19 protein-coding genes are annotated in these 20389 nt (G+C 35.9%); all 19 read left to right on the forward strand.

Annotation, left to right across the window (positions count from 1 at the left end; translation table 11 throughout):
- Positions 1-7 precede the first annotated feature (7 nt).
- The 19 genes from HNR27_RS16350 to rimP all read left to right on the forward strand — a co-directional run bounded on the left by HNR27_RS16350 (position 8) and on the right by rimP (position 20388).
- Complete coding sequence (locus HNR27_RS16350; RefSeq protein WP_212919657.1) at positions 8-1066, forward strand: protein-glutamate methylesterase/protein-glutamine glutaminase; 1059 nt, start codon at positions 8-10, stop codon at positions 1064-1066.
- Between the two features lies 1 nt (position 1067).
- Positions 1068-3101 carry a chemotaxis protein CheA gene (locus HNR27_RS16355; protein ID WP_212919658.1) on the forward strand — a complete coding sequence of 678 codons (2034 nt, stop codon included), beginning with the start codon at positions 1068-1070 and terminating at the stop codon, positions 3099-3101.
- A 23-nt stretch (positions 3102-3124) separates the two neighbouring features.
- Positions 3125-3598 (forward strand): chemotaxis protein CheW, encoded by a 474-nt coding sequence (locus tag HNR27_RS16360; protein ID WP_212919659.1) that lies wholly within the window; start codon positions 3125-3127, stop codon positions 3596-3598.
- A gap of 1 nt (position 3599) precedes the next feature.
- The gene (locus tag HNR27_RS16365; protein WP_212919660.1) at positions 3600-4238 is read left to right on the forward strand and encodes a chemotaxis protein CheC; all 639 of its coding nucleotides are present in this window, start codon (positions 3600-3602) and stop codon (positions 4236-4238) included.
- Positions 4228-4728 carry a chemotaxis protein CheD gene (locus tag HNR27_RS16370; protein ID WP_212919661.1) on the forward strand — a complete coding sequence of 167 codons (501 nt, stop codon included), beginning with the start codon at positions 4228-4230 and terminating at the stop codon, positions 4726-4728. Before HNR27_RS16365 ends, HNR27_RS16370 begins: the two co-directional genes overlap by 11 nt.
- Positions 4729-4764: 36 nt before the next feature.
- The gene (locus tag HNR27_RS16375; RefSeq protein ID WP_212919662.1) at positions 4765-5535 is read left to right on the forward strand and encodes a FliA/WhiG family RNA polymerase sigma factor; all 771 of its coding nucleotides are present in this window, start codon (positions 4765-4767) and stop codon (positions 5533-5535) included.
- Positions 5536-5561: 26 nt separating this feature from the next.
- Entirely contained in the window at positions 5562-6959 is a 1398-nt protein-coding gene (locus HNR27_RS16380; protein WP_429340531.1) for a flagellar assembly protein A, read from the forward strand.
- Positions 6960-6973: 14 nt separating this feature from the next.
- On the forward strand, positions 6974-7276 hold the full coding sequence (locus HNR27_RS16385; protein WP_212919664.1) for a hypothetical protein: 303 nt from the start codon (positions 6974-6976) through the stop codon (positions 7274-7276).
- Positions 7277-7281: 5 nt separating this feature from the next.
- Positions 7282-7716: a DUF6115 domain-containing protein gene (locus HNR27_RS16390; protein ID WP_212919665.1), complete on the forward strand. Its 435-nt coding sequence runs from the start codon at positions 7282-7284 to the stop codon at positions 7714-7716.
- A 168-nt stretch (positions 7717-7884) separates the two neighbouring features.
- Positions 7885-8631 (forward strand): 30S ribosomal protein S2, encoded by a 747-nt coding sequence (gene rpsB, locus HNR27_RS16395; protein ID WP_429340532.1) that lies wholly within the window; start codon positions 7885-7887, stop codon positions 8629-8631.
- Between the two features lie 111 nt (positions 8632-8742).
- The gene (tsf, locus tag HNR27_RS16400) at positions 8743-9630 is read left to right on the forward strand and encodes a translation elongation factor Ts (RefSeq protein ID WP_212919667.1); all 888 of its coding nucleotides are present in this window, start codon (positions 8743-8745) and stop codon (positions 9628-9630) included.
- A 94-nt stretch (positions 9631-9724) separates the two neighbouring features.
- Positions 9725-10447 carry a UMP kinase gene (pyrH, locus tag HNR27_RS16405; protein WP_212919668.1) on the forward strand — a complete coding sequence of 241 codons (723 nt, stop codon included), beginning with the start codon at positions 9725-9727 and terminating at the stop codon, positions 10445-10447.
- A 3-nt stretch (positions 10448-10450) separates the two neighbouring features.
- Positions 10451-11008, forward strand: a complete 558-nt coding sequence (gene frr, locus HNR27_RS16410; RefSeq protein ID WP_212919669.1) for a ribosome recycling factor — start codon at positions 10451-10453, stop codon at positions 11006-11008.
- 226 nt (positions 11009-11234) lie between these two features.
- Positions 11235-11996, forward strand: coding sequence for an undecaprenyl pyrophosphate synthase (gene uppS / locus HNR27_RS16415; RefSeq protein WP_212919670.1), 762 nt, complete (start codon positions 11235-11237; stop codon positions 11994-11996).
- A 15-nt stretch (positions 11997-12011) separates the two neighbouring features.
- Positions 12012-12809: a phosphatidate cytidylyltransferase gene (locus tag HNR27_RS16420; protein WP_212919671.1), complete on the forward strand. Its 798-nt coding sequence runs from the start codon at positions 12012-12014 to the stop codon at positions 12807-12809.
- Between the two features lie 62 nt (positions 12810-12871).
- Positions 12872-14137: an RIP metalloprotease RseP gene (gene rseP, locus HNR27_RS16425; RefSeq protein ID WP_212919672.1), complete on the forward strand. Its 1266-nt coding sequence runs from the start codon at positions 12872-12874 to the stop codon at positions 14135-14137.
- Positions 14138-14317: 180 nt separating this feature from the next.
- A complete protein-coding gene (locus HNR27_RS16430) occupies positions 14318-18607 on the forward strand; it encodes a PolC-type DNA polymerase III (RefSeq protein WP_429340533.1) in 4290 nt (1429 codons plus the stop codon).
- A gap of 187 nt (positions 18608-18794) precedes the next feature.
- Positions 18795-19664: an STAS domain-containing protein gene (locus tag HNR27_RS16435; protein WP_212919674.1), complete on the forward strand. Its 870-nt coding sequence runs from the start codon at positions 18795-18797 to the stop codon at positions 19662-19664.
- A 253-nt stretch (positions 19665-19917) separates the two neighbouring features.
- On the forward strand, positions 19918-20388 hold the full coding sequence (gene rimP, locus HNR27_RS16440; protein ID WP_429340534.1) for a ribosome maturation factor RimP: 471 nt from the start codon (positions 19918-19920) through the stop codon (positions 20386-20388).
- The last annotated feature ends 1 nt before the right edge of the window (position 20389 follow it).

The raw sequence follows: 20389 nt of genomic DNA on the forward strand, positions 1-20389 counted from the left end.
GAAAAACATGACTCCCATTCGAGTAATTGTCATAGACGACTCTGCTTTTATGCGCAAGATGATTACAGATATATTAGATAGTGACAAACGGATACAAGTAATTGCAACAGCTAGGAATGGGGAAGAAGGAATTAAAAAAATAAAATTGCTTGCACCTGATGTTGTAACCCTCGATGTAGAAATGCCAATTATGGATGGGCTAACAGCTTTGTCATTCATAATGAAGGAACATCCAATTCCTGTAGTCATGCTTTCGAGTTTAACAAAGGAAGGCACTAAAAATACACTCCAAGCTATAACAACTGGAGCAGTCGACTTTATTCAAAAGCCGTCTGGATCAATATCGCTTGATATTGCAACCATTAAGCAAGAGATTGTCAAAAAGGTGGTTGCAGCAGCAAATGTCGATGTTACTAGAAATCAAGCACAGATCGAATCACCAGATCCAGTAGCTAAAAGTAATAAGCAGCGCTATTCGAGGTCAATGGTATTAGTGGGCTCTTCTACCGGGGGACCAAGAGCATTACAGCGTGTCATACTAGATCTTCCTGAAGATTTTACCGCACCGGTATTAATTGTACAGCATATGCCTGCTGGATTTACTAAATCTCTTGCAGAAAGATTGAATAACCTTTCACATTTACATATAAAGGAAGCATCACATGGTGAAATTGTAGCGGATCGAACAGTATATATAGCACCTGGTGGCTTTCATATGAAGCTTAGAAAGGTTGGTACTGCCACTGCAATCGAACTAACTCAGGAAGAAGAAAGATTCGGCCATAGACCGTCTGTTGACGTCCTCTTGGAATCAGCAGCTGAGATAGAAAAAGTCAATAAAATTGTCGTAATACTTACGGGAATGGGTAGTGACGGTTCACGAGGCATTATTTCATTAAAACAAAAAGATCCAGAAATTGTTGTTTTAGCTGAGTCTGAGGATTCAGCCATAATTTATGGGATGCCAAAAGCAGCAGTTAAAACAAATGCTGTAAACCATATCGTACATTTACACCAAATGGGTAATATGATACATGCACTAACCGACAAATCCGGAGGGATGTAGAATGGATACTTCACAGTATTTAGACGTTTTTATTGATGAGAGTAATGAGCATATTGAGGTTCTCTATCAGAAATTACTAGAGCTGGAGAAAAATCCTGGTGAGAAGGCTATTATAGAAGAAATTTTTAGAGCAGCACATACGTTAAAGGGTATGTCAGCTACGATGGGATTTTCTGATTTAGCAACCTTAACCCACACACTTGAAAATGTTTTTGATGCCATTCGCTATGACAAGGTACAAGTACAATCAAGTATGATTGACTTATTGGTAGATACAGTTGATAGTCTCAATGCTATGGTAGAGGATATTGCCAGCGGGGGTAAAGGTTCATTGAATATCACCGAAATTGCCAAACAGTTAGAAGCAATTGAAAAAGGGACTATGCCAGTTCAAAGCGATGGATTAACAAATGACAATGTTCAGAAGGAAACCATATCGAACGTTTTCACACAACTAGATGAGTTTGAGCTATCGATCTTAAATGAGTCCCATGAACGAGGTTTTCATAATTATGAGGTAACCGTCCAATTAAGGGAGGACTGTCTTTTAAAAGGTGCTCGCGTATTTATGGTATTTGAGGTTCTTGAACAATTAGGTGAAGTAATTAAATCTGTGCCTTCCGTAAATGATCTGGAAGAGGAAAACTTTGAATCAACATTTTCTATAATACTTGTTAGTAAAAATGAGGAAACCGAAATTGAAGAAAAAATTAAGAAGGTATCTGAAATCGATTCTGTCGTTGTGAATGCTTTTTCGGTAAACCAATATCGTGAATCTATGGCACAACAAGAAGTAGCTAGTGGAATACTAGAAATAGTAGAAACTAATACAGAAGAAAACAAGTCAAAATCTAATACAGTAGATCATGATTCAATAAAAGGAGCACACCAAAAGACAATTCGAGTGAATATTGAAAAACTAGACATCCTAATGAATTTATTCGAGGAGCTTATTATTGATAGAGGACGTCTTGAACAAATCTCTTCAGATTTAAGGAATAATGACCTTCAGGAAACTGTGGAGAGAATGGCTAGGGTTTCTAGTGATCTACAAAATATTATTTTGACCATGCGAATGGTTCCAATTGACCATGTGTTTAGTAGATTCCCGAGAATGGTTAGAAAGCTTGCGAGAGATTTACATAAAAATATAGATTTAGAAATTATCGGTGCTGATACAGAACTGGATAGAACCGTCATAGATGAAATTGGTGATCCAATTGTCCATTTACTTCGTAATGCGGTCGATCATGGTATTGAAACAAAGGAAGAAAGAATAAAGAATGGGAAACCAGAAAAGGGAACCATTACTTTAAAGGCTTATCATAGTGGAAACCATGTTTTTATTGAGATTACTGACGATGGGGCAGGAATTAATAAGGACAAAGTACTTAAAAAGGCAATCGGAAATGGGTTATTAACAGAAAGAGAAGCAGAAACATTACCAGAGCAGAAGATTTACGAATTAATATTAGAGAGTGGTTTCTCCACAGCAGATAAAATTTCAGATATATCTGGACGTGGAGTAGGGCTTGATGTAGTTAAAAATACAATAGAATCACTTGGTGGAAATATTTCCATTAATTCTAGCTTGGGTAACGGATCAGTTTTCTCTATTCAGTTACCACTCACCTTAACGATTATTTCCGTTTTACTCGTAGAACTAAATCAAGAAAAATATGCGATTCCATTGTCATCAATCATTGAAACAGCAATTATCTCCAAAGATCAAATTTTGTCGGCACACCATAAGAGAGTGATTGACTTCCGAGGCAAGGTAGTTCCTTTAATTGACCTAAAGGAAATCTTTAACTGTCCGAATACTAATGAGGATGAATCATACACTTCCATAGTAATTGTTAAAAAAGGCGATAAATTGGCAGCATTGGTTGTTGATTCCTTCATCGGACAACAAGAGGTAGTGTTAAAATCACTTGGTTCTTATTTAAGTAATACATTTGCAATTTCAGGTGCTACCATTCTTGGAGATGGACAAGTCGCACTTATAGTCGATAGCAATGCCATTATAAAATAGGTGAAGAACTGGAGGAAAGTATAATGAGTAACGAGTTAGTAACTGAGAATAAGGTTATAGTTTTTCAATTAAAGGATGAGGAATTTGCTGTATCGGTACAGCAGGTAGGCGGGATTGAACGAATGGTAACTATCACTCGAGTACCGAATACTGCTGACTTTGTTAAAGGAGTAATAAACTTACGTGGAGTCGTTACCCCAATCATTGATTTACGTACACGTCTTGGTATAGAGGAATCTCCTTATAATGAATCGACACGTATTATTATTGTTAATTTGGAAGAGATGGAAGTAGGGCTAATTGTGGATGCAGCTAATGATGTTATGGATATCCCTTCTACTGTTATCGAACCAGCTCCAGAAGTAATCGGTGCGGTTAATGCAGACTACATTGATGGAGTAGCAAAACTAGATAACCGTTTACTAATTCTTTTAGACCTGAAAAAGGTATTAACAAATGAAGAAATCGGCGAGTTGAAAATGGTTGAAGGTCAATAGCATGAAATATGAACAGCTCTCATTAATTCAATTGGATGCGTTAAGAGAAATTGGGAATATTGGGGCTGGCAATGCAGCTACTTCCATGTCCAAACTTATTCAAAAAAAGGTTGATATGGAGGTTCCCAATATCAATATTGTTGCTTTTGATGAAGTAATGGAGATGGTAGGCGGAGCTGAGAACTTGGTTGTCGGAATTCTGTTTGAAATTCATGGGAAAGCACCTGGAATAGTATATCTATTATTTTCTTTGGAGGAAGCGGAACTATTAGTGAAGCAGATGACTAATGACAATAGCATGACCTTATATAACGGTGAAGAACCAAACAGTATTGCCTTTTCTGCACTTCAAGAAGCAGGGAATATTCTAGCAGGATCTTATTTATCTGCACTATCTGATTTTACTAATATCAATATGCAGCCATCCATTCCACATTTAAGCATTGATATGGCAGGAGCTATTTTAACAGTTGGATTACTTCCAATATCTGAATTTACCGATTATGCAATTATTATTAATACTAAAATGAATGATGTCCAGGGAGAACATAATGGTGTTAATGGTCAATTTCTGTTACTACCTTCGCCTGAATCATTCACTAAAATATTTCAGGCTTTAGGTATTCAGGATGATAAATAACGAGCATACAATTGTAAAAGTCGGTATAGCAGATTTAAATATTGTTTCAGCGCCAGACTGTATACGAACAACTGGACTTGGCTCATGTGTTGGGGTCGTATTATATAACCAACCAAAACAGATAGCAGGCATGGCCCATATCATGCTACCGAATTCTAAATTAGCGAAACAAACTAACTTAAATTTATATAAATACGCAGATACAGCAATTGATATTTTAGTAGACCAGCTTTGCCGAAAAGGATTACGTAAGTCCAGTCTACAAGCTAAACTAGCTGGAGGAGCACAAATGTTTCAATTCTCTTCGAATAACGATATGATGCGCATTGGGCAAAGGAATATTGAAGCTGTTTTACAAAAATTAGCAGAACATCATATACCCGTTATTGCATCAGATGTTGGAGGGAATTTCGGAAGAACAATTGAATTCGATCCAGCAACTGCAAATCTTCGAATAAAAACCATTACAAAAGGTGAAGAAATCATATAATGCCTACAAAAATATGGATAGGGAGGAGCATGTCGTTTGGGTACAAAAATCTCTCCTCTGGAACAAGAATTATGGGAACGTTGGAAAAAGCATCAAGATGAAGAAGCAGCAAATGAATTAATTCAAAATTATATGTACTTAGTTTCTTATCATGTTGAAAGAACGATAAGTCACTTACCTAGTACTGTTATGAAAGATGACCTACGTAGTCTAGGGCTATTAGGACTATTCGACGCATTGAAGAAGTTTGATCTTGAGAGGGATCTTAAATTTGATACGTACGCTTCTTTCCGTATACGTGGAGCAATTATTGATGGACTGAGGAAAGAGGATTGGTTACCAAGGTCAATCCGTGAAAAGACCAAAAAAATTGAACAGGTTACACAAATGCTTGAGCAGAAGTATCAACGTGAACCTAGTCTGGAAGAAATTGCAAGCGTACTAGATATCTCACAAGAAGAAGTAGAATCTTATGTACGTGATGCATTGTTTGCGAATATGCTTTCCATAGAGGAAAAACCGAAAGACGGAAATAGCAGTCATAAAGAGGGTATTGGCTATACGATTCCAGATTCAACAAGTATCCAACCAGATGCACATATGGAGAAGGTTGAAGAGTATAAAGAGCTTGCAAAAAGTATTAAAGGTTTGAAAGAAAATGAGCAAATGATTATTAGCTTGTTTTATAACGATGGTCTAACATTTACGGAAATTGGTCAAGTCTTAGGCTTAACTACATCGAGAATATCTCAGATTCATAAAAAAGCTATTTATAAATTGCGTAATACACTGAAAGAAGCTTTATAGTATCTTGATAAAGGAGTGGCATAGCAATGGCAGAACTTAGTCAGCTATTTATATTAAAAGTTTCCAATGATCAAATGATTGCTGAACTCCACTACACAGATGAGTATTTAATGCATCAAGAGCTTAATGTCACGAAGGAAGAATTCACGCAATTTCTACATAATAATAAAATTATCTTTGGTTTAGATGAGGGAAGTATTGAAAAGGTGGTCTCTGGGGGGGTTCCTTTAGAAGACTTCCCTATGGTCATTGCACGAGGAATAGAACCAATACCTGGTTTGGACGGGAAAGTGCAGTATACGATTAATTTTAATCCTATGATTGAAAAGGACTTAAATGATGATCGATGGGACTTCCGTGAAGTAATGCGAATCCCTTCTGTAGAAGTAAATCAAATGCTTGCTAAACTTATTTTACCAACAGAAGGAACAGATGGGACAAATGTGTATGGTAATTTAGTACGTAGTAAGCCAGGTAAGCCTATTCGGATGAAAGCGGGTAAAAATGTAAGATTTGAGGAAAAATCTTTAACATTTTATTCAGAATCTGTTGGACAAGCAAATGTTCAAGGGAATACGATACATGTTCATCCGGTTTATGAGGTGTCTGATTCACTTTCGATGAAGGAAGGGAATATAGATTTTATTGGTACCGTTATCATAAAGGGGGATGTCCCTTCTGGCTATACCATAAAAGCAGGTGGAGATATTAAAATCTATGGAATGGTTGAAGCGGCTACTGTGAAAGCGGAAGGGTCTGTCTATGTGGCTGAAGGACTAGCAGGTCAGCAAAAAGGAACAATTGAAGCGGGAGAAACAATACAAATAGGCTATATTAATCAAGGTAATGTCTATGCAACGAATAAATTGTTTGTAGAAAATTCTATCCTTCATAGTGAATGTATAGCTGGTGATGAGATTATTTGTCAAAGAGGTAGTGTGATAGGTGGACACTCTTCAGCTGGTAACTCTATCCAAATTAAGCATGTTGGAAATCATATGAATACAAGGACAGAGTTAATTCTTGGTCAAAATCATAAGGAATTACAAGAGACAGAAGAGCTACAAAGCCAAAAAAAAGAAATCGAGGATACGTTAAAAAAGTTAGCGGTTTTAGGTGAAAAATTATCACAAGTACCTAATATAGAATCTAACCCGAAGTTATTCCAGGCTCTCCAGAGACAAAAGGCATCTTACGATAAAAACGTTGAACTTCTGGATTCCATTAAGGAAAAGCTGGAATCTTTAAACCATGAAACGAATGAGAAGTATGCTAAACTAATCGTAATAGGTAATATATTTGCTAATACAGTTGTAGCATTTGGAAAATATAAGCGAATGATTGACACATCATATAAGAAGGTTCAATTTGAGCTAGTACGAAACGAAATATATATGCGTTCTCTGGAGGATTCTTTCGCTTAAAGGAAGTGAAGGTTATGAGTTGGAAATCTGTTGAAATGCAGGTTGCGCTTCCTAGAACAACAGATGCGGGAAAATTTCAGGACCAAATACTAAAGCAAAATCAGCATTTCCAGGAGGCACTTGCCCAAACACAGGTCATTCAAGAAAATCAAAAAAGAAAAAAAGTACAAGAATTTGAAGACATTCATTTACTAAAGGATGATAAATCGGAAACAAATCAGAAAATCAATCAGGATCAGGCCAAAGAAGAATTAAAAACCAATAACCAGAATATACAACATCCATATTTAGGTAATCACTTTGATAGTAGGAGTTAACATTTATGACTTCATTTTTGCTTATTATTAGCTTTTTATTACACATTATTTCTATTACAGCTATATATGCCTTAAGTAAGCAGTTACGTGTTGAAAAGAAAAATGACACTACAGAAATAGTAGCTTTAATGGAATCCTATTTAGAAGAAATAAAAGAGGAAAATAAAATGCTTCAGGACAGGCTTGCTGAAAGGGATAATAATGATTCCTCTAGGAAACATACTACCGTGATGCAAACAACGCTTAGGAATGAAGATGTAAAAGAAGTATTGCCATTTTCTAGTATAGAAGATGAACCCTTAGATCAAGTTGAAGTATCACTACAGTCGAAAATCTTAAAACTTCATAAAGAAGGGCTTTCTCCTGAAGATATTGCACGTGAGCTATCCTGTGGTAAGACTGAGGTTGAATTAATCATTAAATTTCATGAAGAAAAATAAGATTTATCCTTGATAACAATAAACTGGTATGTTATATTTATTTTTGGTGTAAATACAAATTAATTATTTATAACCACACACGTTTGTTGATTTGTATAGATGGTGCCTTGTTAGGTCTTTATACAGAAATGATGCAAGCGGAGGAAAAAACCAAGGAGGAAATTTATTATGTCAGTAATTTCAATGAAGCAATTACTTGAAGCTGGTGTACATTTTGGACACCAAACTCGCCGTTGGAATCCAAAGATGAAAAAATACATCTTTACGGAACGTAACGGTATCTATATTATCGACCTTCAAAAAACTGTAAAGAAGGTTGAAGAGGCTTATAACTATGTGAAAGAACTTGCAGCAGAAGGTGGTACAGTTCTTTTCGTAGGTACAAAAAAACAAGCGCAGGATTCCGTTAAAGAAGAAGCAATCCGCTCTGGAATGTACTATGTAAACCAACGTTGGTTAGGTGGTACATTAACAAACTTCCAAACAATCCGCAAACGTATTAACCGTCTTGTTGAGATTGAAAAAATGGAAGAAGATGGAACTTTTGATGTTTTACCGAAAAAAGAAGTAGTAGGACTATTAAAAGAAAAAGAACGTCTTGTTAAATTCCTAGGTGGAATTAAAGATATGAAGAAGCTTCCAGATGCTCTATTTGTGGTTGACCCACGTAAAGAACGCATCGCAATTGCAGAAGCACACAAATTAAACATTCCGATTATCGGAATCGTTGACACTAACTGTGATCCAGATGAAATTGATTATGTGATCCCAGCTAACGATGATGCTATCCGTGCTGTTAAACTTCTAACTGCTAAAATTGCAGATGCTATCCTTGAAGTTAAACAAGGCGAAGAATTAGAAGTAGCTGAAGAGGCTGTAGTTGAAGAGCCAGTTCTTGAAACGGAAGAAGCTTAATTTCTGAAAAGGTCAGGTGATAAGAGGATATGCCTTTTATCACCTTTTTTAAAGACAACTATAAAAAACGTAAACCTAGATAATAATGTTACTATATAAGGAGGATTTATAATGGCTATTACTGCACAAATGGTAAAAGAACTTCGTGAAAAAACAGGTGCTGGTATGATGGATTGTAAAAAGGCACTAACAGAAACAAACGGTGACTTGGATAAAGCAATTGATTACTTACGTGAAAAAGGTATTGCTAAAGCAGCTAAAAAAGCAGACCGTATTGCAGCGGAAGGTTCTACATACATCGCTTCTAATGGCAATACTGCTGTACTATTAGAGGTAAACTGTGAAACAGACTTTGTAACGAAAAATGAACAATTTAAAGATTTACTTGAGGCTTTAGGTAATCACCTGCTTTCTCAAAAACCATCTTCAGTTGAAGAAGCTTTGCAACAAAAGATTAATGGTGATGGAGATACTGTTGAAACATTTATTAATGCTGCAGTTGCTAAAATTGGAGAAAAGATTTCCTTACGTCGCTTTGAAATTATAACAAAAACAGACAATGATGCGTTTGGTGAATACCTTCATATGGGCGGAAGAATTGGTGTGCTTGCTTTATTAGAGGGTACAACTGATTCTACATTAGCTAAAGATATTGCAATGCATATTGCTGCTGTTAATCCTAAATACGTGTCACGTGAAGAAGTATCAGAAGATGTTATTAATCACGAGCGTGAAGTATTAAAACAACAAGCACTAAACGAAGGTAAACCAGAAAATATCGTAGAGAAAATGGTTGAAGGCCGTTTAGGTAAGTTCTTCGAAGAAATTTGTTTATTAGAACAAAGCTTTGTAAAAGATCCAGACCAAAAGGTTAAGAAGTATGTTGCTGCAAAAGGAGCAACTGTTAAATCCTTTGCTCGCTATGAGGTTGGAGAAGGAATGGAAAAACGTTCTGACAACTTCGCTGAAGAGGTAATGAGTCAAGTAAAGAATAACTAATTGATCAATAGGGAACATTTAATGTTCCCTATTTCACCATTACATAGTACAACCAATTAAGTTAACATAAAAATCTATTCTTGTGGAGGTTACTATGACAACAGCTCATTACAGTAGAATTGTATTAAAATTAAGCGGTGAAGCCTTGAGCGGAGACCAAGGATATGGCATTGAACCCAAAATAATTCAATCTATCGCAACTCAGATTAAAGAAGTTGTAGAACTAGGTGTAGAGGTTGCAGTCGTTGTAGGCGGAGGAAATATCTGGAGAGGAAAAGTCGGTAGTGAAATGGGAATGGACCGGGCAACAGCTGACTATATGGGGATGCTAGCAACAGTCATGAACTCGTTGGCATTACAAGATTCCTTGGAAACAATTGGTATTCCGACTCGGGTGCAAACCTCCATTGAAATGCGTCAAGTTGCAGAACCTTATATTCGAAGAAAAGCCATTCGTCATCTAGAGAAAAAACGCGTTGTCATTTTTGCTGCAGGAACTGGAAATCCATACTTCTCAACGGATACAACCGCTGCATTAAGAGCAGCAGAAATTGAGGCAGAAGTAATTTTAATGGCAAAAAATAATGTCGATGGTGTATACACTGATGATCCAAAAATTAATAAAAGTGCGAAGAAATATGACAATATTACGTATATGGATATGTTAAATGAAGGCTTAGGTGTAATGGATTCAACTGCTTCCACTTTATGTATGGAAAATGATATACCACTTGTAGTATTCTCTATTACAGAAGAAGGAAATATTAAACGGGTTGTCCAAGGTGAGACAATCGGAACCACGATAAGGGGGAAATAATTTATGTCAGAACAAATTCTAGGCTCATGTCGGGATAAAATGAAACAGGCTGTTCAGTCATTTTCACGAAGCTTGGCAACTGTGCGTGCTGGTAGAGCAAATCCTAGTCTATTAGATAGCGTATTTGTTGAGTATTATGGAGCTAACACACCATTAAATCAATTAGCAACGATAAGTGCTCCAGAAGCTAGATTGCTTGTCATTACTCCCTATGATAAAACAGCAATGAATGATATCGAAAAAGCTATTCAAAAAGCGGATTTAGGTCTGTCGCCAACAAATGATGGCAATGTTATCCGTATTAATATCCCTGCATTAACAGAGGAACGTAGAAAAGATCTTGTAAAGGTTGTTGGAAAGTATGCAGAGGAATATCGTGTCCAAGTGAGAAATGTACGCCGTGATACAAATGATGCCTTAAAACGAGAAGAAAAAAACGGTGGTCTTACTGAGGATGAGCTACGACTTGCTCAAGACGATGTACAAAAAGAGACTGATAAGCATATTGCTGAAATCGACCAATTAGCTAAAGATAAAGAAAAGGAAATAATGGAAGTATAAATTATCTTCATTAATTCAACTGTTTAAGCCCTCTTATTCAAGGGGGCTTTTGTATTCTTTTCGGTTTACCGTTATAATAAAATGGAAAATAGTTTGTTTTTGCTAGTGATGAACGACAAACTTATGATAGAATATACAATTGGTATAGTGTCATATATGTATATTCTTAAGCATAATTATAATCGTATTTTTAAATGGATAAACATCAGTGTTCGGAGGACAGATTATGTCGATTAAAATTCCTTTTTTTAGATCAAAACAGGAAAACCCTTTACAAGATAACGAATTAACAAATGTCCCAGAACATGTAGCAATTATTATGGACGGAAATGGTCGTTGGGCAAAAAAGAGGGGACTTCCACGAGTAGCAGGTCATAAAGCAGGTATGGATGTTGTCAAAAATATTGTCGAGGCGGCGATCAAATATAATGTAAAAATCTTGACGCTATTTGCTTTTTCAACAGAAAATTGGAAAAGACCTCAGCCCGAAGTAGAATTTCTATTAAGACTACCTAAGGAATTTTTACACATCTATTTACCTGACTTAATGAAAAATAATGTACGAATTGAAACTATTGGTGATTTTGACTCACTACCTCCCTATACAAAGGAAGCAGTTCAATATGCGAAGGAAAAGACGAAGGATAACGATGGTTTATTACTGAACTTTGCACTAAATTATGGTAGTCGCAGTGAAATAATGAGAGCAATTAAGCTTATAATGAATGATTTGGATGATGATAAAGTCTCTATGGATAATATTGATGAGGATTTAATCTCAAAATATTTATATACGGAAGGCTTATCAGATCCTGATCTCTTAATTCGTACAAGTGGTGAGAAACGGCTAAGTAATTTTTTACTCTGGCAATTGGCTTATACGGAATTTTGGTTTACAGATGTATTATGGCCAGATTTCGATGAACAAGTATTTTCGGAGGCGCTCTTAGAATATCAAAAGAGAGCAAGGCGATTTGGAGGTATATAAGGTGATGAATGGTAGATGAAACAACGAATTTTAACAGCAATTGTAGCACTAATATTATTCATACCATTTGTTATCTATGGTGGTTGGCCGTTTGCGGTTGCAATTTACCTACTAGCGACAATTGGTTTAACGGAGCTACTGAAAATGCATAAAGTTGAATGGAATTCATTTCCTGGCTTACTTGCGATAATTTTTCTCTGGCTCCTTTTATACCCAGCAACTAATGGGATACACAATATTAATTTAGCAACTAGCACAGCTGAAAATATTGTCTTATTTGTCCTACTTTTATTAGCTTATACTGTATTACTGAAGAATAAGTTTACCTTTGATGATGTTGGTTTCATTTTATTAGCTGTCTTATATGTTGGAATGGGATTTTTTTATTTTCTGGAAACAAGAAATGCAGTAAATGGACTGGCTCAAATTTTCTTTACACTTATCTTAATTTGGTCTACAGATACAGGTGCATATTTTACCGGTAGGGCAATTGGAAAGCATAAACTATGGCCGGAGATTAGTCCAAATAAAACTATTGAAGGTGCTATTGGTGGTATAATACTTGCTAGTATTGTTGGGGTTATCTTTCATTTGATTTTCCCTTTTCCATTTAGTATTGTAACGGTCATTATTATTTCAATAGTAGTTTCTGTTTTTGGACAAATTGGTGACTTAGTAGAATCTGCATTTAAACGGCATTATAATGTAAAAGATTCTGGAAAAATCCTTCCAGGACATGGTGGAATTTTAGACCGATTTGATAGTGCTATATTTGTTTTCCCAGTTCTTCAGTTTATATTACAGCTTTTATAGGTTATAGTTGACTTTTAATAAGGCTAGCTTTTTTCACTTCAGGAAAAGGAAGGTGTTACAGTTTGACAACCGTTATAGCATTTATTTGCATGTTTGGACTTTTGGTATTTGTTCATGAACTCGGACATCTGATTTTTGCAAAGCGTGCTGGTATGTTAGCTCGAGAGTTTGCGATAGGGTTTGGACCAAAAATATTCGCTTTTACAAAAAGTGATACACTGTACACGATTCGGTTACTGCCAATAGGTGGTTATGTTCGTGTTGCTGGAGATGACCCGGAAATCATAGATTTAAAGCCAGGGCATCATATAGGGCTTGAATTTAATGATGAGGGAAAGGTAAATAAGATTATTGTTAATAATAAATCGAAGCATCCGAATGCACGTGTAATTGAAGTGGAAAAAGTTGACTTGGATCATGAATTAATTATTAAAGGCTATGAAATAGACGAAGAAGAGAATCTATTACACTTTGATGTTGATCGACGCGCTCTTTTTGTAATGGATGAAAAGGAAATGTTAATTGCTCCATATGATCGGCAGTTTGCATCTAAATCAGCTGGCAAAAGAGCAATGCAGTTGTTTGCAGGGCCAATGATGAACTTCATTCTTGCTATCGTTATTTTCATAATTATCGGAGTTGCCCACGGTGTTCCAGTTGATGAAGCTAAAATGGGTCAAGTTCAACCAGGCAGTCCGGCGGAGAAGGCGGGATTACTGGCTAACGATGAAATCATTCAAATCGATGATCAACCAGTGTCAACATGGAAGGAATTTACTTCTATCGTAAGGGAGAATCCTGGTGAAGAACTTACATTGAAAGTATTGCGTAATAGTGAAACAATAACAATAACTGTTGTTCCTAATTCTGTTACTGGACCTGAAGGGGAAAAGGCGATAGGACAAATAGGGGTATATCAAGCAAATGAAAAGTCATTTCTAGGCTCGTTCAAGTATGGTGCTATACAAACTTATGAAACCACCTCAATGATTTTAAGGAATCTCGCGATGCTAGTTACTGGCCAATTAGGTATTGATATGCTTTCTGGACCTGTAGGAATTTACGATGCCACAGATCAGGTGGTACAAACTGGTTTTGTTAACTTCCTATTATGGACGGCGATTCTAAGTATAAACCTAGGAGTGGTTAATTTAGTTCCTTTACCTGCACTTGATGGTGGACGTTTACTATTTGTAGGTATTGAGGTTCTACGAGGAAAACCAATTGAACCCGAAAAAGAAGGTATTTTTCATTTTGTTGGTTTTGCTTTATTAATGCTTCTAATGATTATCGTTACATGGAATGATATACAACGATTGTTTTTATAAAAGTACCGATACAAATTTTTACGTGTTTAAAAAGGTTGTATCTCATTTATAAAGCAGTTACTATAGAAATAGAATAATTAATTTACATGGACCCTTGTCTTCTTCAATTTGACAAGGGTTTCCATCTTTTAATGATTCCTGATGTTATGAAAATGGTACAAGCTGCAGGAGGATATGAGAATGGATATTTCTAGTAAAGAGAAAATGGGTTTGTTACTCCAACAAATTAAAATAGAAGATCAGGTTATCCAGAACTATTTTCAAGATAGTTCTCTGTTAAAACTTGATATCTTTAAATTACAAAAGTTATGGCATTTCTATATAGAGGTAAATCAAGTATTGCCAACAGCTATATATCAAGAATTAACTGCTAGCATTAAGAGAGCTTTTCAGCAAATAGCTACAGTGGAATTAACGATACATACACGTGATAAATCCGTGGATGAAAGCATAGTAAGTGAATACTGGCAACTCTATTTACAATTAACCCCAGATATTTCACCTGCATATCGTGATTTAGTATTAAATCAAACGCCTAGAGTTAACGGTAATAAGATTATGTTAACTGCAAGGAATGAAGCAGAGGCAACTGCATTAAAAAAGAGACTAGACGAGAGCTTTAAATTATTCTGTCAAAAGGTTGGGCTTGCTTATTATCCTTTGACAGTTGATGTGAAGGAAGAAGAAGAAGCAATTCAACGTTTCCGCCAGCAAACCGCATTAGAGGATCAACAAATAATCTTAAAATCCATTCAAGAGAAGGAAAAGCGAGAAAAGGAAAAACCTGTTCAGGAGAACCAACCATTTGCGATTGGCTATAAAATTCAAGACGAAATTACTGAAATGAGAGATATTCAAGAAGAAGAAAAAAGAAAAGCAGTTCAAGGGTATGTATTCGATGTCGAAATCCGCAAGCTTCGTTCAGGTAGAAGTCTGTTGATTGCGAAGGTGACGGATTATACGGATTCACTTCAGATTAAGATGTTCTCCAAGGGTGATGAGGATGCATTAAAATTTGAACAATTAAAAAAGGGAATGTGGATAAAGGCTAGAGGAAGTATTCAGACAGATATGTATTCTAATGAGCTTGCAATGATGGCGAATGATATTCATGAAATAAAGGTTGAAACTAGGCAGGATAACGCCCCCGAAGGTGAAAAACGAATAGAATTTCATGCACATACAACGATGAGTCAATTGGATGCAGTGGTTTCACCGGGAAGATTAGTTGAGCAGGCTGCTAAATGGGGACATAAAGCAATAGCGATTACCGACCATGCTGGGGTTCAGGGGTTTCCAGAAGCACATGGAGCCGGTAAGAAAAATGGTATAAAGGTAATCTACGGTGTGGAGGCAAATCTAGTTGATGATGGTGTACCGATTGCGTATAACGAAAAGGACATTGGATTAGAGGATGCAACATATGTGGTTTTTGACGTTGAAACGACTGGGCTTTCGGCTGTTTATGATACGATTATTGAACTTGCAGCTGTAAAGATTCATAAGGGTGAAATAATTGATCGATTTGAGTCATTCGCTAATCCACATAAGCCACTATCACAGACAATTATTGATTTGACTGGAATTACAGATGATATGGTGAAAGATGCACCTGAAGTAGATGATGTGCTACGTGATTTCTACACTTGGAGTCAGGATGCTGTTTTTGTTGCACATAACGCTACATTCGATATAGGTTTTCTTAACCAAGGATTTAGTAAGATAGGTTATGAAAAGGTAAGTAATCCAATCATTGATACATTAGAATTGTCCAGATTTTTACTTCCAGGTTTAAAAAACCACCGTTTAAATACATTATGTAAGCATTTAGACATTGAATTAACTCAACACCACCGTGCTATTTACGATACGGAAGCAACGGCATATTTGCTTTGGAAATTAATACAGCTAGTTTTACAAAAGGATGTAACGAATCATAATCAACTTAATGATCATATGGGAGAAGGAAATGCTTATCAACGTTCTAGACCTTTCCATTGTACACTTATTGCTAAAACCCAAGAGGGCTTAAAAAACTTGTATAAACTCGTTTCTTACGCTCATATTGATTATTTTTACCGAGTCCCACGAATTCCAAGATCTGTTTTACAAAAGCATCGCAATGGTATTTTAGTTGGGACTGCATGTGATAATGGAGAAGTGTTCGAAACCATGATGCAAAAATCAGCTGATGAGGCAGAAAAGGTAGCCGAATTCTATGATTATATTGAAGTACAGCCCCCTCGAAATTATAGTCATTTAATTGAGAAAGAGTTAGTCCAAAATGAGGCACAATTACTAGATATTCTTAATAAGTTAGTAGAATTAGGGAAAAAGTTGAACAAGAAAGTAATAGCAACAGGAAATGTACATTATATTGATAACCACGAAAAGATGTACCGGCAGATACTAATTGCTTCTCAATCTGGTAATCCTCTAAACCGTGTCACATTACCAGATACACCATTTCGAACAACGAATGAAATGCTAGATTGTTTTATGTTTTTAGGGGAAGAAAAGGCAAAAGAAATTGTAGTTACAAACACACAAGCCTTAGCTGATGAAATAGAAGAAATTTCGCCTGTTAAAGATGATCTTTATACACCAACCATTGAAGGTGCTGAACAAGAGATTAGGGAGTTATGCTATGAAAGAGCTAAATTAATCTATGGTGAGCCAGCACCGAAAATCGTAACGGATCGTCTAGAAAAAGAGTTAAATAGTATTATTAGTAATGGATTCGCTGTTATTTATTTAATTGCCCATAAACTAGTTAAAAAATCGTTAGATGATGGTTATTTGGTAGGTTCCAGGGGTTCAGTAGGATCTTCCTTTGTCGCTACCATGACGGAGATAACAGAGGTTAATCCTTTACCACCACATTACGTTTGTCCGAATTGCTATCATAGTGAATTTATCACAGATGGATCGTATGCTAGTGGATTCGATTTACCGGATAAAATTTGTCCAGAATGTGGCACAGCTTTTAATAAGGATGGGCAAGATATTCCTTTTGAAACTTTCCTTGGCTTCAAAGGGGATAAGGTTCCCGATATTGATTTGAACTTCTCAGGTGAATATCAGCCTCAAGCGCATAATTATACGAAAGTATTGTTTGGAGAGGATAATGTATACCGAGCAGGAACAATTGGTACCATTGCTGAAAAAACGGCATATGGCTATGTAAAAGGCTATGCATCTGATAAAGGACTGGTCTTTAAAAATGCAGAAGTCGATCGATTAGTAAAAGGTTGTACAGGGGTTAAACGGACAACCGGACAGCATCCAGGGGGAATTATTGTAGTACCTGCAGATTTGGAAATATTTGATTTTACTCCGATCCAATATCCGGCCGATGATCGGAAAAGTGAATGGCGTACTACCCATTTTGATTTCCATTCTATTCATGACAACCTCCTTAAGCTGGACATACTTGGACACGATGATCCGACAGTCATTCGGATGCTTCAAGATTTAAGTGGAATCGATCCGAAAACTATTCCTACTGATGACAAAGAAGTAATGAAAATATTCTCTTCTACCGAATCATTAGGTGTCACAGAGGAACAGATAAATTGTAAAACAGGTACTTTAGGTGTACCAGAGTTTGGTACTAAGTTTGTTCGTCAAATGTTAGAAGATACAAAACCAAGTACGTTTGCAGAGCTTGTTATCATATCTGGCTTATCCCATGGTACTGATGTTTGGCTTGGAAATGCGCAAGAGCTCATTAATGAAGGTATTTGTGAATTACCGGATGTTATTGGTTGTCGTGACGACATCATGGTTTATTTAATGCATAAAGGACTTGAGGCATCGTTAGCATTTAAAATAATGGAATCTGTTCGTAAGGGTAAGGGACTGCAGGATGAGTGGATAGTAGAAATGAGGAAGCATGATGTTCCTGATTGGTATATTGAATCTTGTAAGAAGATTAAATACATGTTCCCTAAAGCCCATGCAGCTGCTTACGTATTAATGGCAGTCCGTATTGCTTATTTTAAAGTACATTATCCATTATATTTCTATGCTGCTTATTTTACTGTTAGAGCAGGTGATTATGACTTAGAAACCATGATTAAAGGCTCAGATGCAATTCGTAAGCGGATTGAGAATATTAATGCTAAAGGTAATGATGCGTCTCCAAAAGAAAAAAGTTTACTAACAGTATTAGAAATTGCACTTGAGATGTGTGAACGTGGTTTTTCCTTCCAGAAGGTTGACTTATATAAGTCACAAGCTTCTGAGTTTATAGTGGAAGGTAACACACTTATCCCTCCTTTTGATGCAGTTGAAGGACTGGGTACTAATGCGGCAATCAACATTGTAAATGCAAGAGAACAAGGGGAGTTCCTATCAAAAGAGGATTTACGAGAGCGCAGTAAAATATCTAAGACTATTCTTGAATATTTAGATAATCTTGGTTGTCTAGAAGGAATGGAAGAGAAAAACCAATTATCCTTATTCTAATCTATTAACAAAAATGGATTAATAGACATCGTAATATTAGATTGAAGCCCGTGCTTTAGAGTGCGGGTTTCTTATAATTCCTCATTACTAAATATCTTGATAAACAACATGATATGTATGTATAATTAGTTCACAATTATTTCAGATTCATTACATAACGAATAAATTACTGTTAGGAAGTGATTCGGTGTCTAAGTTTATACAGAGCAATGATATACATGAATTTCTTGTACATAATCGTCCATTATTTGAAGAAAGCTTACTAAATGAAGCAGTAAATGTTCGAGATAAAATTAATGAAATACATTTAATTGGTAATATCAATTTACTAGATAATGCACACAATCTAGTTCTGTTAGTTGTAGATCAAAAGGAAGAGGAAGTTAATAGCTTTGCTAGAAAAGAAGGCATCGTATGGGCAAAATATTCAATGACGCTTAGTTTTAAGTTGGAATGGCTACGTGCTATTCGAAAGACATTGTGGGAATTTTTATTCCACTTTGATGTACTAAGTGGAAAAACAGAAAAGCTAAGTGATGACTTCTATAAGGAAACAAGCCATTATAATGAATTAATTGACTCATTTATTAATGGATTCTTTATTAGCTACTCCAAATATAAAGATGAATTAATTGATAGACAGCAGAAGCTAGTTAACAATCTATCCGCACCAATCATTCCCATTACTCCTGATGTTAGTATATTACCACTGATTGGTACTATTGATACTAATCGTGCCAATGTCATTGAAGAAAAGGTGTTATTTGAGGTAGGTCGACTACGTATTCAGACTTTGATTATGGATTTATCTGGTATTGCCGAGATGGATAATGAGGCGATTAAGCTGTTTTTAAAGCTTCTTGATGGGGTATCAATGATGGGAAGTAAGCTTGTGATAACTGGTTTAAGACCAGAAATTGTTCGGAATATGATCAAGCTAGATGTTGAATTTGGAACGAAGGCAACAACGAAGGCTACATTACAAAAAGCACTTCAGGATTATTTGCCTGTGGATAAATCCTCTAAGGAGTCGAATAATCATTTGTTTTCAAGATAAAACTATATTTTAATATAGTATACGCTCTTGCATGGTACCATATTATATGGTATATTTTAGTAGTAAGTCAATGATAGTATCGGTCATGAAGAGTGGGTATTCCCACTCTTTCTTCGTAAATTGCTCGCTCTGTTGAAACTTCCCTTGCCTATTGGCAAGGGTTTTGTATTGATTGGAAGGCGAAATGAAAATAGACCAGATTGCTCATAATAACAAATATTAGGATTGTTACAGGAAAAGGAGGTTAATGAGTTTGAGCTCCCAAGTTGTAAAAACAACCGAAGAATTAGTGCTACCAATTTTGGCTGAAAAAAATCTTGAATTAGTGGATATTGAATATGTAAAAGAAGGCAAGAATTGGTTCCTACGTGTTTTTATCGATAAAGAAGGTGGAATCGATATTAGCGAATGTGGAGAGGTTTCAGAGATATTAAGTGAAAAACTGGATGAGGTAGACCCAATAAAAGAGGCCTATTTTCTAGAGGTGTCTTCTCCTGGTGTTGAACGTCCATTAAAGACAGCAGAAGATTTTACAAAAAGCATCGATAAAAATGTTTTTGTGAAATTATATGAGCCAATCGATGGGCAAAAAGAATATCAAGGTATCTTAAAAGATTTTTCTAATAACATCGCATCAATCGAATATAAAGAAAAGACTCGAACTAAACAAGTGGAAATTCCATTTGATAAAATCGCTAAGGCAAGATTAGCAGTTGTATTATAAA

The sequence above is a fragment of the Ornithinibacillus bavariensis genome (assembly GCF_050433565.1).
Taxonomy (GTDB): Bacteria; Bacillota; Bacilli; order Bacillales; family Amphibacillaceae; genus Ornithinibacillus; species Ornithinibacillus bavariensis.

Coding starts and splice junctions, on each gene's coding strand:
- HNR27_RS16380 (WP_429340531.1), top strand. CDS start 5,562: ATGGCAGAACTTAGTCAGCTATTTATATTAAAAGTTTCCAATGATCAA.
- pyrH (WP_212919668.1), top strand. CDS start 9,725: ATGACAACAGCTCATTACAGTAGAATTGTATTAAAATTAAGCGGTGAA.
- HNR27_RS16385 (WP_212919664.1), top strand. CDS start 6,974: ATGAGTTGGAAATCTGTTGAAATGCAGGTTGCGCTTCCTAGAACAACA.
- HNR27_RS16365 (WP_212919660.1), top strand. CDS start 3,600: ATGAAATATGAACAGCTCTCATTAATTCAATTGGATGCGTTAAGAGAA.
- uppS (WP_212919670.1), top strand. CDS start 11,235: ATGTCGATTAAAATTCCTTTTTTTAGATCAAAACAGGAAAACCCTTTA.
- rpsB (WP_429340532.1), top strand. CDS start 7,885: ATGTCAGTAATTTCAATGAAGCAATTACTTGAAGCTGGTGTACATTTT.
- HNR27_RS16430 (WP_429340533.1), top strand. CDS start 14,318: ATGGATATTTCTAGTAAAGAGAAAATGGGTTTGTTACTCCAACAAATT.
- HNR27_RS16420 (WP_212919671.1), top strand. CDS start 12,012: ATGAAACAACGAATTTTAACAGCAATTGTAGCACTAATATTATTCATA.
- HNR27_RS16355 (WP_212919658.1), top strand. CDS start 1,068: ATGGATACTTCACAGTATTTAGACGTTTTTATTGATGAGAGTAATGAG.
- frr (WP_212919669.1), top strand. CDS start 10,451: ATGTCAGAACAAATTCTAGGCTCATGTCGGGATAAAATGAAACAGGCT.
- HNR27_RS16390 (WP_212919665.1), top strand. CDS start 7,282: ATGACTTCATTTTTGCTTATTATTAGCTTTTTATTACACATTATTTCT.
- HNR27_RS16360 (WP_212919659.1), top strand. CDS start 3,125: ATGAGTAACGAGTTAGTAACTGAGAATAAGGTTATAGTTTTTCAATTA.
- HNR27_RS16370 (WP_212919661.1), top strand. CDS start 4,228: ATGATAAATAACGAGCATACAATTGTAAAAGTCGGTATAGCAGATTTA.
- HNR27_RS16350 (WP_212919657.1), top strand. CDS start 8: ATGACTCCCATTCGAGTAATTGTCATAGACGACTCTGCTTTTATGCGC.
- tsf (WP_212919667.1), top strand. CDS start 8,743: ATGGCTATTACTGCACAAATGGTAAAAGAACTTCGTGAAAAAACAGGT.